Annotated in this window: 20 protein-coding genes and 1 tRNA gene; 6 read left to right on the plus strand and 15 right to left on the minus strand. The window is 62.2% G+C overall.

Annotated elements, in window-relative coordinates; translation table 11 throughout:
- Positions 1-12: 12 nt before the first annotated feature.
- The 3 genes from QM741_RS13665 to QM741_RS13675 form a co-directional block, all read right to left on the minus strand.
- Positions 13-321, minus strand: coding sequence for a hypothetical protein (locus QM741_RS13665; protein ID WP_415208229.1), 309 nt, complete (start codon positions 319-321; stop codon positions 13-15).
- A gap of 222 nt (positions 322-543) precedes the next feature.
- Positions 544-1305: an ABC transporter permease gene (locus QM741_RS13670; protein ID WP_415208230.1), complete on the minus strand. Its 762-nt coding sequence runs from the start codon at positions 1303-1305 to the stop codon at positions 544-546.
- 160 nt (positions 1306-1465) lie between these two features.
- On the minus strand, positions 1466-2392 hold the full coding sequence (locus QM741_RS13675) for an ATP-binding cassette domain-containing protein (protein WP_415208231.1): 927 nt from the start codon (positions 2390-2392) through the stop codon (positions 1466-1468).
- Here QM741_RS13675 and QM741_RS13680 point away from each other — a divergent pair.
- Positions 2376-2528: a hypothetical protein gene (locus QM741_RS13680; protein ID WP_415208232.1), complete on the plus strand. Its 153-nt coding sequence runs from the start codon at positions 2376-2378 to the stop codon at positions 2526-2528. The two genes, QM741_RS13675 and QM741_RS13680, sit on opposite strands and share 17 nt — an antisense overlap.
- Before the next feature lie 10 nt (positions 2529-2538).
- Here the strand turns inward: QM741_RS13680 and asnS are convergent, their stop codons facing one another.
- On the minus strand, positions 2539-3939 hold the full coding sequence (asnS, locus tag QM741_RS13685) for an asparagine--tRNA ligase (RefSeq protein WP_415208233.1): 1401 nt from the start codon (positions 3937-3939) through the stop codon (positions 2539-2541).
- A gap of 190 nt (positions 3940-4129) precedes the next feature.
- Here asnS and QM741_RS13690 point away from each other — a divergent pair, with 190 nt between their 5' ends.
- From QM741_RS13690 to QM741_RS13710, 5 genes are all read left to right on the plus strand, one after another.
- Positions 4130-4456, plus strand: a complete 327-nt coding sequence (locus QM741_RS13690) for a HesB/IscA family protein (protein WP_415208234.1) — start codon at positions 4130-4132, stop codon at positions 4454-4456.
- 15 nt (positions 4457-4471) lie between these two features.
- Positions 4472-5104, plus strand: coding sequence for a hypothetical protein (locus tag QM741_RS13695; RefSeq protein ID WP_415208235.1), 633 nt, complete (start codon positions 4472-4474; stop codon positions 5102-5104).
- Positions 5105-5162: 58 nt separating this feature from the next.
- Complete coding sequence (locus tag QM741_RS13700; protein WP_415208236.1) at positions 5163-5603, plus strand: hypothetical protein; 441 nt, start codon at positions 5163-5165, stop codon at positions 5601-5603.
- The gene (locus QM741_RS13705; RefSeq protein WP_415208237.1) at positions 5600-5824 is read left to right on the plus strand and encodes a hypothetical protein; all 225 of its coding nucleotides are present in this window, start codon (positions 5600-5602) and stop codon (positions 5822-5824) included. Before QM741_RS13700 ends, QM741_RS13705 begins: the two co-directional genes overlap by 4 nt.
- Before the next feature lie 57 nt (positions 5825-5881).
- A tRNA-Asn gene (locus QM741_RS13710) sits at positions 5882-5957 on the plus strand.
- A 640-nt stretch (positions 5958-6597) separates the two neighbouring features.
- On the opposite strand, the gene QM741_RS13715 is transcribed toward QM741_RS13710, so the two are convergent.
- The 11 genes from QM741_RS13715 to QM741_RS13765 all read right to left on the minus strand — a co-directional run bounded on the left by QM741_RS13715 (position 6598) and on the right by QM741_RS13765 (position 13387).
- On the minus strand, positions 6598-7704 hold the full coding sequence (locus QM741_RS13715) for a hypothetical protein (RefSeq protein ID WP_415208238.1): 1107 nt from the start codon (positions 7702-7704) through the stop codon (positions 6598-6600).
- Between the two features lie 95 nt (positions 7705-7799).
- Positions 7800-8318 carry a hypothetical protein gene (locus QM741_RS13720; RefSeq protein ID WP_415208239.1) on the minus strand — a complete coding sequence of 173 codons (519 nt, stop codon included), beginning with the start codon at positions 8316-8318 and terminating at the stop codon, positions 7800-7802.
- 8 nt (positions 8319-8326) lie between these two features.
- A complete protein-coding gene (locus tag QM741_RS13725; protein WP_415208240.1) occupies positions 8327-9757 on the minus strand; it encodes a terminase large subunit domain-containing protein in 1431 nt (476 codons plus the stop codon).
- Entirely contained in the window at positions 9754-10185 is a 432-nt protein-coding gene (locus QM741_RS13730) for a hypothetical protein (protein ID WP_415208241.1), read from the minus strand. The genes QM741_RS13725 and QM741_RS13730 overlap by 4 nt, the downstream gene beginning before the upstream one ends.
- Positions 10186-10217: 32 nt before the next feature.
- Positions 10218-10481: a hypothetical protein gene (locus tag QM741_RS13735; RefSeq protein ID WP_415208242.1), complete on the minus strand. Its 264-nt coding sequence runs from the start codon at positions 10479-10481 to the stop codon at positions 10218-10220.
- A gap of 133 nt (positions 10482-10614) precedes the next feature.
- A complete protein-coding gene (locus tag QM741_RS13740; protein WP_415208243.1) occupies positions 10615-11064 on the minus strand; it encodes a hypothetical protein in 450 nt (149 codons plus the stop codon).
- Positions 11061-12065 (minus strand): hypothetical protein, encoded by a 1005-nt coding sequence (locus QM741_RS13745; RefSeq protein WP_415208244.1) that lies wholly within the window; start codon positions 12063-12065, stop codon positions 11061-11063. Before QM741_RS13745 ends, QM741_RS13740 begins: the two co-directional genes overlap by 4 nt.
- Positions 12055-12315, minus strand: coding sequence for a hypothetical protein (locus tag QM741_RS13750; protein WP_415208245.1), 261 nt, complete (start codon positions 12313-12315; stop codon positions 12055-12057). Before QM741_RS13750 ends, QM741_RS13745 begins: the two co-directional genes overlap by 11 nt.
- Positions 12312-12527: a helix-turn-helix transcriptional regulator gene (locus QM741_RS13755; protein WP_415208246.1), complete on the minus strand. Its 216-nt coding sequence runs from the start codon at positions 12525-12527 to the stop codon at positions 12312-12314. Before QM741_RS13755 ends, QM741_RS13750 begins: the two co-directional genes overlap by 4 nt.
- Positions 12528-12626: 99 nt before the next feature.
- Positions 12627-13130, minus strand: a complete 504-nt coding sequence (locus QM741_RS13760; RefSeq protein WP_415208247.1) for a hypothetical protein — start codon at positions 13128-13130, stop codon at positions 12627-12629.
- Between the two features lie 5 nt (positions 13131-13135).
- Entirely contained in the window at positions 13136-13387 is a 252-nt protein-coding gene (locus tag QM741_RS13765) for a hypothetical protein (protein ID WP_415208248.1), read from the minus strand.
- Positions 13388-13432: the final 45 nt, after the last annotated feature.

Below are 13432 nucleotides of genomic sequence, written 5' to 3' on the forward strand. Positions count from 1 at the left end.
GCGCGCGAGCAGTTAGCGCGCGCGCTCCGCATCGCCCTCGCGCACGGCGATGTCGAACTGCTCCAGCGGCGTCGCGGTCAGCGATTCGATCTTGCGTTTCATCGCGGTCCAGGAATCGAAGCCGTAGCCGCGCGCGACGACGAGTTGCGCATCGTGCAGCTTCAAATCGTCGGGGCTCGATGCGTTCGGCAGGAAGCTGCGCACGCGCGCGATGGCGTCGGCATCGCCTGCCCACGCCTCGCGCAGCAGGCGCTTGGCGAGCTTCTGCTGGTGCTCGAGGCTGGGGCGGGGCGGCAACGGTTCGATGGCGAAGCGCGTCATGGCACACCGCCCGGGACGAATGTGCGAACCGACGAGAAAAGTTGGAACGGCATGACGAAAACCTCCGGTGAGGATGCGCCCCCGGTCCGCGTCAGCATGGGGCAAGAGGTTCGTCAGACAAGGAAACGCGATTGGCGTCCGGCAGGCGGGAGAATCCCTTTCCGCGGACGCGGTGCGCCCTGTCTGCGCGTGGCGAAGCGTACGTCCGCGGCCGCGCCGCCGTCAATTGCGCAGCTTGTAGCCGGTCCTGAAGATCCACGAGACGACGGCGAGGCAGAGCGCGAGGAAGCCGAGGATCGCGGCGAGGCTGACCGCGATGTCGACGTCGGCTTTGCCGTAGAAGCTCCAGCGCATGCCGGAAATCAGGTACACGATCGGGTTGAACAGGCTGATCTTCTGCCACAGCGGCGGCAGCATCGTGATCGAGTAGAACGCGCCGCCGAGGAAGGTCAATGGCGTCATGATCAGCATCGGCACGACCTGCAGGCGCTGGAAGCTGTCGGCCCACAGGCCGACGATGAAGCCGAACAGGCTGAAGCTCAGCGCGGTCAGCACGAGAAACGCGATCATCCAGAACGGATGTGCGATGTGGAACGGCACGAAGCAGCGCGCGGTGATCAGGATCAGCGCGCCGAGCATCAGCGACTTGGTCGCCGCGGCGCCGACGTAGCCGATCACGGCCTCGAACGCCGATACCGGTGCGGACAGCAGTTCGAAGATCGTGCCGGCCCACTTGGGCATGTAGATGCCGAACGCGGCGTTCGAGATGCTTTCGTTGAGCAACGGCAGCATGAGCAGGCCCGGAATGATGAAGGCCGCGTAGTCGACGCCGTCGACGTCGCCCACGCGCGCGCCGATCGCCGCGCCGAACACGATGAAGTAGAGCGAGGTCGACAGCACGGGCGAGAGCAGCGATTCGACCAGCGTGCGCAACGTGCGCGCCATTTCGAATTGGTAGATGGCGCGGATGGCGGGGAGGTTCATGTCAAATCCCAAGTCCGTCATTCCGGCATGGAGTGCCGGAATCCAGTGCCATGGATGGCAACGTTTCGACGTCGTGAAGGTCCACGTCCTTGTGACTGGATTCCGGCAGTCCCTGCCGGAATGACGAGCAAAAAAGATGGATGGCATGCAGGTTCATGGTTCAGCCCCGCACGAGGGAAACGAAAATGTCCTCGAGCGAGGACTGGCTTGAATGCAGGTCCTTGAAGTCGATGCCGTGCGCGGCGAGACGGCGCAGCAGGTCGGCGATGCCGGTTTCCTCGGTCTGCGTGTCGAAGGTGTAGGTAATCGCGCCGCCGTCCGCGGACAGCTCGAGCGGCAGCGCGGCGAGTTCGGCGGGAATCTGCTGCAAGGGCGTCTGCAGCGCGAGCGTGAGCCGCTTCTTGCCGAGCTTCTGCATCAGCGCGGCCTTGTCCTCGACGAGGATCAGCTCGCCCTTGCGGATCACGCCGATGCGGTCGGCCATGTCCTCGGCCTCTTCGATGTAGTGCGTGGTCAGGATGATCGTCGTGCCGTTCTCGCGCAGGCGCCGCACCATCTGCCACATGTCGTGGCGCAGCTCGACGTCGACGCCCGCGGTCGGTTCGTCGAGGAACAGGATGCGCGGCTCGTGCGCGAGCGCCTTGGCGATCAGCACGCGGCGCTTCATGCCGCCGGACAGGGTCATCACTTTCGAGTCGCGCTTTTCCCACAAGGACAGATCGCGCAGCACTTTTTCCATGTGCGCGGGATTCGGTGCGAGGCCGAACAGGCCGCGGCTGAACCTCACCGTGGCGATCACGCTCTCGAACGCGTCGGTGTGCAGTTCCTGCGGCACGAGGCCGATCTTCGCGCGCGCGGCGCGCCAGTCGCGCACGATGTCGTGGCCGTCGACGGTCACGCTGCCCGTGGTCGCGTTGACGATGCCGCTGACGATGCTGATCAGCGTCGTCTTGCCCGCGCCGTTCGGCCCGAGCAGGGCGAAGATTTCGCCGCGGCGGATGTCGAGGTCGACGCGTTTCAACGCCAGCAGGCCGCTCGCGTAGGTCTTGCTGATGCCCTGGATCGAGACGATGGATTCGGAGTTCATGCCGGTCATTTCTTTTGCTCGTCATTCCGGCGAAGGCCGGAATCCAGCGACTTTAAGCTTTGATGCGGTTGCAAGTTTTGCCAAGAGCCGTACCCGTCCCTGGTACTGGATTCCGGCCAATCCATGGCCGGAATGACGATGCCGAGTTAGAAATCCGCCGCGCCCGGCACGCGCGGATACGGGATCGCATCGCGGATGTTGGACAGCCCGCAGACGTAGACGACGAGGCGCTCGAAACCGAGGCCGAAGCCGGCATGCGGCACCGTGCCGTAGCGGCGGAAGTCGCGGTACCACTGGTAGTGGGCGGGATCGAGCTTGAACTGCTGCATGCGCGCGTCGAGCACGTCGAGGCGCTCCTCGCGCTGCGAGCCGCCGATGATTTCGCCGATGCCCGGCGCGAGCACGTCCATCGCGGCGACGGTCCTGCCGTCGTCGTTGAGGCGCATGTAGAACGCTTTGATGGCCTCCGGGTAATTCATCACGACGACCGGGCGGCCGACGTGCTTCTCGGTCAGATAACGCTCGTGCTCGGTCTGCAGATCGCTGCCCCATTCGACCGGGTATTCGAACTTGTGGCCCGAGTTCTGCAGGATCTTCACCGCCTCGGTGTAGTCGATGCGCTCGAACGGTGCATTGACGAGCGCCTCGATGCGCGCGATCGCGGTCTTCTCCTGGCGTTCGGCGAAGAACTTCATGTCGTCCATGCGCTCGGTCAGCACGGCCTGGAAGAGGTACTTGAGGAAATCCTCGGCGAGCGTCGCATCGTCGTTCAGATCGGCGAAGGCGATCTCGGGTTCGATCATCCAGAACTCGGCGAGGTGGCGCGCGGTGTTCGAATTCTCGGCGCGGAAGGTCGGTCCGAACGTGTAGACCTTGCTCATCGACAGGCAGTAGGCCTCGACGTTGAGCTGGCCGGAGACGGTGAGATAGGTCTCCTTGCCGAAGAAGTCCTTGTTCCAGTCGATGCCGCCCTTGTCGTCGCGCGGCAGATTGACCGTGTCCAGCGTGGAGACGCGGAACATCTGGCCGGCGCCTTCGGCGTCGCTCGCGGTGATGATCGGCGTGTTGATCCAGAAGAAGCCGCGTTCGTGGAAGTAGCGGTGGACCGCCTTGGCGATGCAGTCGCGCACGCGCGTGACCGCGCCGAACGTGTTCGTGCGCGGGCGCAGATGCGCGACCTCGCGCAGGTATTCCATCGTGTGCGCCTTTGGCTGTATCGGATAGGTCTCCGGATCGTCGACCCAGCCGACCACTTCGACCTTCGACGCCTGGATCTCGAACGCCTGGCCCTTGCCCTGCGAAGGCACGAGCGTGCCGGTCGCAATCACCGCGCAGCCCGCGGTCAGGTGCGCGATCTCGTTCGCATAGTTCGCGAGCGTGTTCTGCGCGACGAGCTGGATCGGGTCGAAGCACGATCCGTCGCCGACGTTGACGAACGACAGGCCGGCCTTCGAGTCGCGCCGGGTGCGCACCCAGCCTTTGACCGTGACCTCGCTGTCGGCGGCGATGGAACCCGACAGTGCTTGTTTGACGCTGGCGATGGACATGCCTTGAAACTCCGATGATTCTTACCCAAATTCTCAAAGTATCGTCATTGCGGCCATGGATTGGCCGGAATCCAGGAGGCAGGACGCCATCACAAAGACGCTGGATTCCGGCCTTCGCCGGAATGACGAGCACAGAGCCGAAGGGCGGATGATAGCGAACTCGCCTCGGCGAGGTAGAATGCAGGCTGGCATGAACATCCAACTCACCCCCGCCGCGCGCACGCGCATGCAGCAGTTCCTCGGCGCCAACCCGCGGGCCGCCGGCGTGCGCTTCGGCGTGCGCAAGACCGGCTGCTCGGGCTATGCCTACGTGGTCGACATCGCCGATCGGGTCGCGGCCAACGACGAAGTGGTCGAGCGCGACGGCATCAAGCTCGTGATCGACGCGGCGAGCGCCGCGTTCGTCGACGGCACCGAGATCGATTTCGCGCGCGAGGGTCTCAATTCGGCCTTCGTGTTCCGAAACCCGAACTCGACCGGCGAGTGCGGCTGTGGCGAGAGCTTCACGGTGGGTTGATGCGCGGCGCGCGGATTGCGGCGGCAGGGTTGCACCGCGCTCGACAAGCTGCGGCCGCAGTTCGACGGTATCGCCCAGGTCGATACCGACAACCAGCTTGTCGTCAAGGGTGGCTACGCCAGCGATCCGCCGACGCGGTTCGAGATGCGTTTCATTCGCGAAGGCGACCGTTTCGGACTGAGTTTCATCGATGTGCACCTCGCCGCCGCGCCGTCGACCGCCGCCGACCTGCGTGCGATCCTGTCGCGGCCCGGCGAAGCTCACAGCCTCGCGGTGGCGCCCGAGCAGATGCGCGCGGTGCGCGCGGCGATGCACGCGTTAGGCGTCGCCGTGAACCATCGCAACATGGACGAGTTTCTCGATGCGGGCATCGTCTCGCGGCAATGGCGCGAGCATCAGACCGCGGCGCAGCTCGCCGCGGACTACCGCAACACGATCGCCACGCGCGGCGACTTCGCGATGCTCGACGCATTGACTCCGATCATCGTCGACGCGCCGGGGCGCAACGTGCAGGGCGTCACCGAAGTCACCGGGTATTACTCGGCGCCCGACGCGCGCATCGGCTTTCGCATGGGTTTCATCGAGGAGGCCGGCGCGCTGCGCCTGCTGAATTTCAGCATCGCCCCGCCGCGACGCGCGGTGAAGTAGACGAAAACGGGCAGCGTTGCGGATACCGCGGCGCGGTCTGGCAACGCGTGGAGGCATCGTGGCGGAATCGGATGTACAGGTGATCGCAGCGGCGGCCCGAAGCGGCGGGCACGCCCACGAGTCCGCGCTGTACAGCATTCTGCCGCATCCCGTGCTGAGCCTGTCGCAGATCAGCGATTTCCTCACCGCGGGCATCCTGCATCCGGCGGCGTTGCTGCTCGTGTTGTCGACGTTTCCGATCATCTGGGCGCTCGATCGCCTCAATGCGCGCGCGCGGCGCCGCTACCGTCGCGCGGCCGAAGAACTGCGGGAGCGTAGGGAGCTGTCGTGGTGGCAGCGCCTGCGTCTGCGCAGGCTCGACTGGCATCTGGGAGCGGGCAATCGCATCTGGATGCAGGTGTTCTACTTCTCCGCGATCGTGCTGTACGGATGGAATTTCGTATCGATTTACGCCGGCCACGAAGCCGACGCGGCCGCAACGGAAAGGCCGCGCAGGTGAAAGTGCGCCTCAACGGCGCCGATGCCGACCTTGCCGCGACGAAGTCGACGCAGTGGACCTGGCTCGGCGCCGTGTCCAACTACGTCTTCGTCTACGATGCGGACGCGAAACGGTCGCTGGTGCTGCCGACGAACAACATCCTGCGCATCGAGCCGGTGCCGCGGCGGATCGAACCGGCCAGCACCGTCGGCGCCGCAGACAGGCCCGTGCCCGTAGATTGACAAGACTATTGACTGAGTGCGGTCAGTCGAAGAAAATGAGCGGCTCGCTTTTGCGATTCCCCGATAGCTCAGTCGGTAGAGCAAGTGACTGTTAATCACTGGGTCGGCGGTTCGAGCCCGTCTCGGGGAGCCAATATAATCAAGGGCTTGCGGCATTTTTCGGTATACAAATTAGCATACGAAAAACCCTGTGTCCGTACTGTGTCCGTGTACTGAAGGCAATCACAAACAACCGGTCAAGCGCCGGTTTTTTGTTGCCGTGGTCGACGACGCGCTGCTCGCGGAATTCATCGTCCGAACCGTCCGGATACGCCCATGCGCTCGCCTGCGCGGTCGCGGGCCTTCCCCTGTTCGATAGGTGGTGGAAAATTTTCCACAACCTTTCCGCGTCCGAACTGCTCACCAGATTCTTTCTGCCTCTCCTTCGCCCTCTCCCTCTCGTATGCAAGGAAGCCTTTCGCGATCAAGTGGCAGCGTTGCCGCTTGAACCTCGCGGGCGCGAGCGCGACGCCGAGCAAGGGGTCTGGAAGTGATTGATTTCCAAGCACTGCTTAAAATTTAGCCTTGCAGATTCGCTGCCCACAAAAAAGCCCGCTACATGCACGTAGCAGGCTTTTCGGGTGCATCACGACGGCTAAGAGGTTAAATGCTCGCCGCTGCGCCTGCCGGTGTTTTGCGCCACGAACCGGCTAATGCGGTGCGCCGTCAAATGCAAGGAAACCGGCGCACTTGCGATGCGCGGCCCATGACGGGCACGCGCATGTCTCTCGCAATCAGTTGTGGATCAGGAACGCAATCGGAATCGCCTTGCGTTCAAGCACTCGATCCCAGCGTTCGGCCTCGGCCAGCTCGGCCAGCGTCGGCGAGATGCCCGCCAAGCTCGCCGACTCGCCCGACAGCGGCGCGGCAATCGTTTCGATCCACGAATGCCCGACCGGATGCACGGACAGATTGACGCGGCTGTACAGCGTCTCGACGCCCGCGCCATTGCCTGCGCCGGGATTGCGGAAGATTTCCGTACCCAATGCCTGCGCTGGCGAAGTCAGGCCGTAGCCGAATGCGCCGCGTCCGAACAAAACGGAAGTGAACTTCTGCGCCGCCGCGCCGCTGGTCGATCCCGCCGCAGGCGTGTACGGCAAACCGTCGTCGACCACAACCGCCAGGCCGCGATAGGTGCGGATCGGCTGGCCCTGACTGTTCGGCAGGAACTGGATCAGGTCGGCTTTCAGCATGTCCGAATAGACCTTGCTATGAACCGCGACGGCGACAAGATCGTTCAAGGCGTCGCCCAGCGTGGCGGCGGTGTCGATGAAGCTCGATGCGTTGAACTTCGTGCTCGCCGTGACGCCCGCGTTCGTGGCCGCGTGGATATCGACCACCATGTCACCAGCGTCATAGCTCACGTTCGCGCCCAACACGCCGTTCAAGCTCGCGATCAAGCGGCGTTGCAGTTGCCGCGCCCAGTAAGCCGCCGTGCGATCCTGAATCCGCGCGAGTGCCGAACTGCCCGCAAGCTCGCTGGCCAGTTGCGCATCGCTCCACGCCTGATTCAAGAATGATTTGCGGACTACCTGCTTGACCGTGGACAGCTTCAACGGCACGGCCAGCGCGTCGGGATCGTCGTTCGAGATATTGGCCTCGGTGTTGCCCAAGTCCAGCCAAACGGGAACGGTGAAACTCTCGGCACCAACGCCGAGTTGCTGCGTGATGACGTCGTTGGGCACCATCACGCCGGACGTTGAAAAGTCCGTGCGCTCGGCGGTATTGGCGACGACATAGGAAGTGAATTCAATCGGAACGATAACGTCCGAAAGACGTGTGGTTACGGTAGACATAGATATGGCCTCAAAGTGTGGGGATTTGAATGCGCTGCCGTACAACGGCGCGAATGGCCCACAAGGCCGGGTGCTGTTGCAATCGAATCAGGCACAACCCGACTCGACTGCAATAATCACAATCTACTCTTTCGCAAATATCAGCGCAAGCCGAATGCAGGCATTGCCGGTTTCGATTCGGGGTTGCGCACCGGATACACCGGCGGCTCGCCACCACTGCGCGCGCCCGTGCCCGTTGCCCTCGGCGTCAAGGCTTCAAGCACAACCCGGTTTTCACTTGCACGGCACAACTCGCGCAAGTCGCCCTCGTCGAAGCGCGCAGGCCGCAAGCCCTTCTCGTCACGCACCTGCGCCAGCTCGCCCGCCTTCGTCTTGATCGTCAGTTTGTCGCCGTCCATGACGAAGTCGAACTCGGATTCAAGCTCACGCTGGAACGCTACCGCCGCGCCCTTGGCTGCCAGCCGCGCCGACATTTCAGACAGCGGCGTATCCCGCTGCACTCGCTTGTAATCCGCACGCGCCAAATCCCGCTCACCAGTCAGTGCCGTAATCTGCGCCTGCAATTCTTTCGCCGCCGCTTTCGCTTGTTTCAATTCAGCCAATAATTCGGAATTGTGATTGCGCAAGCTCTCAATCTCTTTTTTCGTTTCGTCAGTCATGTTTCGCCTCATAAACAAATGGAAAAACCAATCACGTTGCCGTCCAGAAATTGTGACGGGTCACGCCTCGACGCCTTGCACAAAACACCTGCAACCGCGTTCGCCAAGTCGTCATGCGAACCGCGCCTGTGGTCGATACTGTCTTTGCCAGCGCGCGCCGTGCGCCGCTCAAGGCCGATTAGTTGCTGCGCCAGCCGGGGGTTATCCAGCAATCGCGCCTTGCCGCTGTTCAGCAGCGGTAGCAGATTCAGATATAGATCACTGCGCACCATGTCGGCGACGGTGTATACAATGTCGCGTTTTGCAAATTGTTCGCGCGGCCACTCGCCCGCATAACGGTCGCCGTACACCACGCGGATGCCGTACCGCTTCAGGTCATGTGCGAATTCGTCGACCACGGCTTCGGGACTGAAGGGCGGCTTCACTTCGCGCACCATGTCCAAGATGATGCGGTCGTCACGCCTGTGCGCAATCGCCATTGTGAAACTATCCGCACTGCCGCCGCTCGGGTCGACGAAACCAAAATAACGAATACTCGCCTGCGGCTCGCGTTCGTGGATGCCGGTATCGGTGCAGTCCTTGATGACCTCGCGGCGCACGAACTGCTCAACATCCGTGCGGAATAGCGCGCCATACTCTGCCGCTGCACTCTGCGGATCTCGTTCAGTGGCATCGTCAATGACCCGCTGCGGGACGGACGGGTTCATGTCCCGCGTCGCGGACTGCCACACAAGAACCGGCGCGCCGTCCTTGCCGTGGTACTTGTCGTGCGCGTCCCATAAAGTGCCCTTGCGCGCGTAAGGCGAACTGGCGCATATCAGCATAGCGCCCGGAATCGTCGCCATGCCCGGACGGATCGCGTTCAATATCTCGCTGTCTGGATCGGCCGCGTCGTCGCCCGTCGGCCAGAATGCAATTTCGTCGGCCAATACTGCGCCGAAGGTGTAGCCGCGCGTCGCCCGGCTCGATGCCGTTGTGACTTCGATAACCGTGCCGTTCGTGAACTCGAAACCTTCGGCAGTCTCGGACTTCACAATGCGTTTCACCATGGGAATGCCCTGCACCATGCCCGTGACGTAACGCATGATCGTGCGCGCCTGCTTTCGATCCGCAGCAAGTACTGCGATGGTTGCGACCTCGCCTGGTTGCAGATGTTGGCGGTACGTCCTGAAGCAAGCCAGCCAGACAGCGCACAACGCCATTACAAACGATTTACCGGCACGCCTGCCGCACACCAACCACGCCTCGCCGAACGCGCTTGTAGGCGCGCTGGTGCGGCCTGTGTGCCGTTGGTAGATCGCCAGCATGTCGGCGTCCATTGGCAGGCCGAACAATGCGGCAAGGAACGCACGCCACGCCGTCCAGTCGCCGCGCGCAAACCACGGTCCGAACAGTTTCGGATCGGCGATTGCGTCAAGGATCGAAACGGATCGCTTCATGCCTCGCCGTTCAAGTATTCGTGCAGGCTCGGCGTCACGTCGCGCGGCACACGATCCACGCCCAGCGTTTCGAGAAAACGGCGCTGCGCGTTTGCCAGTCGCGCGAACAAGTCCAAGTCAGCAGGATCGGGTTCGCCGCCGCGCTCGCGTGTCTGCGTCAAGCGGCCTTCAATGGCGAGTAGTTCAACCTCGAACGCAGTGCAGCGTCGGATCAGCAGGCGTTGCGGCTCGCTGGCCCGATCTTCGCCGCCAACGTGATCCGTCAACGCGCTGGCCGTGTCGCGGTACAGGCGCGCCCACAACGAACGTCCGTCAATGCCCGGCAAAAGTGCGCGGCCATTGGTAAGGCGCGCGCGCGTTGTGGCGGCTTTCGGCTTGCGATCAGGTTGCGTCATGCCTGCCATTGTCCCGGACACATACCCGGACATGAAAGTACATTGCGCGGACAAATGTAATGATATCAATGATATTTGTGATAATAACAGGGGATTGATCGTCCTTTTTGAAAATCGGACGCCAGCGGCACGGCTGTATACTTTTTAGCGTTTTGCGTCTCAAAATGCGTGAGACAGCAACCCGTATCCAGCTTCACCGAACACAATGCAGGTGAACCGATCAGGTCGGCGTCCGGTTCGCGGCCAGCGTCACCAGCACCAGCCACCAGCCAGAGCACGATCAAGAACACCAGCCAGAGCACAGAAGCCAGAGCGCAGAGCAAGATCAAGAGCGCGCTACGCTTGGTATATATAGAAAGGTACACGGTAGGCGTGTTAATCGAAGGCCGAAAAAGTGGCTGACTGACACGGCAGGCGTGTTAATTCAGGGGGCGAAGTTCGGCAATTAACACGGTAGGCGTGTCAGATTGACACGGTAGCCGTGTTGGCGTTCGTGTTTTCGGCTGCGGCGATTCGTGACTTCCATGTGCCGCTCGCGACACGAGTAGCGCGCACGTCCAGCTTGCCGTCGCACTCGTCGATTGGCAGCCACGTCAACGCGAAAAGGCTGCACTTGTGCAGGCCGCCTTGTCGCGTCGGTTCGATCAGGCCGGACTCCAATAGTTCACGTTGCGCGCGAAAGAGCGTGTCACGCGAGCGCCAACCCAGCGAGCGCATGATTCGCCAAGCGGTAGCCAGGTCGCCGTTATTGTTGCCTCGGTATTGCGAACCCAGGTCGCACAACAATTTGACAGCGTGCGCAGACAGGCCGCGATAGGACGGCGCGGCCATGACGGCATGTGGCAGCGCGAAGAATCCGCCGCCGTCAGCACGTCCCTTGTGCTTGCGGCGGTCGCGTTTCTTGAGGCTCATTCCATGCCCTCCTCGCCGCCGCCGTTGTCGTCCTCGTCTTGGGTGAGCCACCGTTTTAGTTGGTCGCGCTCGTCCAGTTCGGCGTCAAGTGCTTGGTGAAAGGCGTCCATATTGATATTCGCCTTGATCGCGTCCGTTACCAGCGCGGCCAACAGGTCAGGCGGCAGTGCTTCGGCCTGTACCGTCTCGCCGTGAAAGTTGCGGCGGTCGGTATCTTTCGGCGGCGCGGTCAACAACCCGTACTCGGCGATGTGTTCCGGCAGTACGGCCACGCGGCGAAACTCCACCGAGCCGCCCATGTCCGAGATGAATGCTCGAATGTCCTCGTCCAGTGAGCCGAACACATGCACGCCGCTCGGATCGTGGTCGCCGACGTGCAGCACCAGCGCGTTGCCCCATGACGAGAATTTCTCCGCCATGTTGTGCTTGACGGTCACGGAGTCGAAACCGCCGCTCGAATAGACGGGGATCGAATACTGGTTGCCGACACGCTCAAGTTGCGGTGCCATGCCTTGCGCTTCGCACCACAAGACAACGCGGCGCGGCTGTCCGCGTTGTCTGTCGATCCGGTATTTGCTGGCTGTGTGGATGATCGCTCTACGCGCCTCGTCCACATTGTTCCAACCAACATCATCGGCGACATGAAAGCCGTCGTCGCGGATTGAAGAAAACGGGATCATTCGTGCGCGGCGAGCACGATTCAGCGTCTCCAGCAAACGATCATAGGCGGCCTCGGTTTTCTCGTAGTCGATTGTTCCGACAAGCCGGTAAAAAATCTGCCGGGCGGTCAACGGCAGAAAACGTTTGTACTCGATCAGTACGGCTCCGATGCGCTCGACAAGTTCACGGCTTGCCGCTTGTGGACGCCAGTCGATAAAACCGCGCGGCCTGCCGTGAATTGCTTTGGGGAGTGCTGTATACTTGTTCGCGCCAGTGTTGAAGTTTGCGGCCTCGGCGTTCGCAGCGTCGGGGCCGTGCTGTTTCTGGGGATTAGCTGCCATCCGCTGCGCCCTCCGTGGCCTTGCTCTCTGTAATCAATGCCGCGGCAAGAGTCAGCGCAAGCCGTGCGACGCCGTTCAAGCGCGACGCCAGCAATTCCAGCTTGTCCGGCGACGGACGCGAAGCCGCCTCCCAAATCATTCCGGCGACGTGATCGGGCAAATCTGCGAGTTGGCGGCGCAAAACTTCGAGATCGGGCGCGCAGGGTGCGTGCGTGCCGTACACGCGGCGCATGTGGTCGGCGGCGATCATGCGGCCACCTCGCGCTGCGAATCGATCCACGCGATAACGTCGGCGCGACGGTACAGGATGCGACCGTGCATGCGGATCGCGGGCGGTGCCGTGCGCTTCCAGCGCCAGCGGCGGATCGTGCGGGTAGTGACGCCGAGTTCAGCGGCGAGTGCGGCTATCGTGAGATAGTCGGCGAGGATCGGCGTAGCCGATGCGGTGACAGGTTGTGACATTGTGTGTGCTCCGGTGTAGTACCGGATACGCACACTATGCGCATGGGTTGCCCGTGCCGAGATAGCCTGCGCGCAGCGCCTAGACGCTGCGCGCAGCGTCTAGGCTCCGCGTAGCCATTTGCGGACTGTGCTGAAAGGTCGGTTGACGCGCAGCCCGATCATTTCCGCCGCATTGTCCTTATTCTTGAACTTCGCGCGCTCGGCTTTGTAGATGCGCAACACGTCGGCTTTGTCCGCTTTATCGGCGGTATGTGATGCGTGAGCGGCATACTTCACTACTTCACTCAACATCTTTTCTGCGCGCCCAAGCGCGGCGACGTACATCCCTGCGTACAGCACGCACTCGATGGCCGTGTCGTCATTGCCGGCAAGCCAATACTTACGCGCGGAGTCAAGCAAGCGAAGCGCGCAGCTCGCAACCTCTTTTTGCTCATCAAATGCTACGCCTCGTTTTGTCGCTTTGCCGTCTATCTCACCCACAAGTGTTTCCGACAAACGTATGGATAGGGTTTGCAAATGGGCTTTGTCCCATTGCGCCCATGTGCGCGTGCCGGACGCGCCCGAAGGCGCGCCCTTGCTCTTGGTCGTCCGCTTTGTTGCCATGCGAGTTACGCCTGCTCGCGGAAACGAATCAAGTCTGTCGCCTCGAACCCGAATCGTTTAGCGAGGCTTGAACAACGCTCGTTGTCCGTCTCGCTTCCTATGACAAGGTAGGTTGGGCCGTCTGCGCGCTGCTCGAATCCGCCGGTCTGCGGCCAATTCGCGCCCGTCAGCCGCTTATCGTCGGGTCGGCAAATGAACACTCTGCGATCAGAAAAATCGCCGTCAAACGGCGCGGTGTTACTCTCTTTCGTAGCCATGATGAAGTCCTCTTCTTCGTTGTGGTGAGGCTCGCCAGCATGTAG

The sequence above is a fragment of the Rudaea sp. genome (assembly GCF_047601565.1).
Classification (GTDB): domain Bacteria; phylum Pseudomonadota; class Gammaproteobacteria; order Xanthomonadales; family Rhodanobacteraceae; genus Rudaea.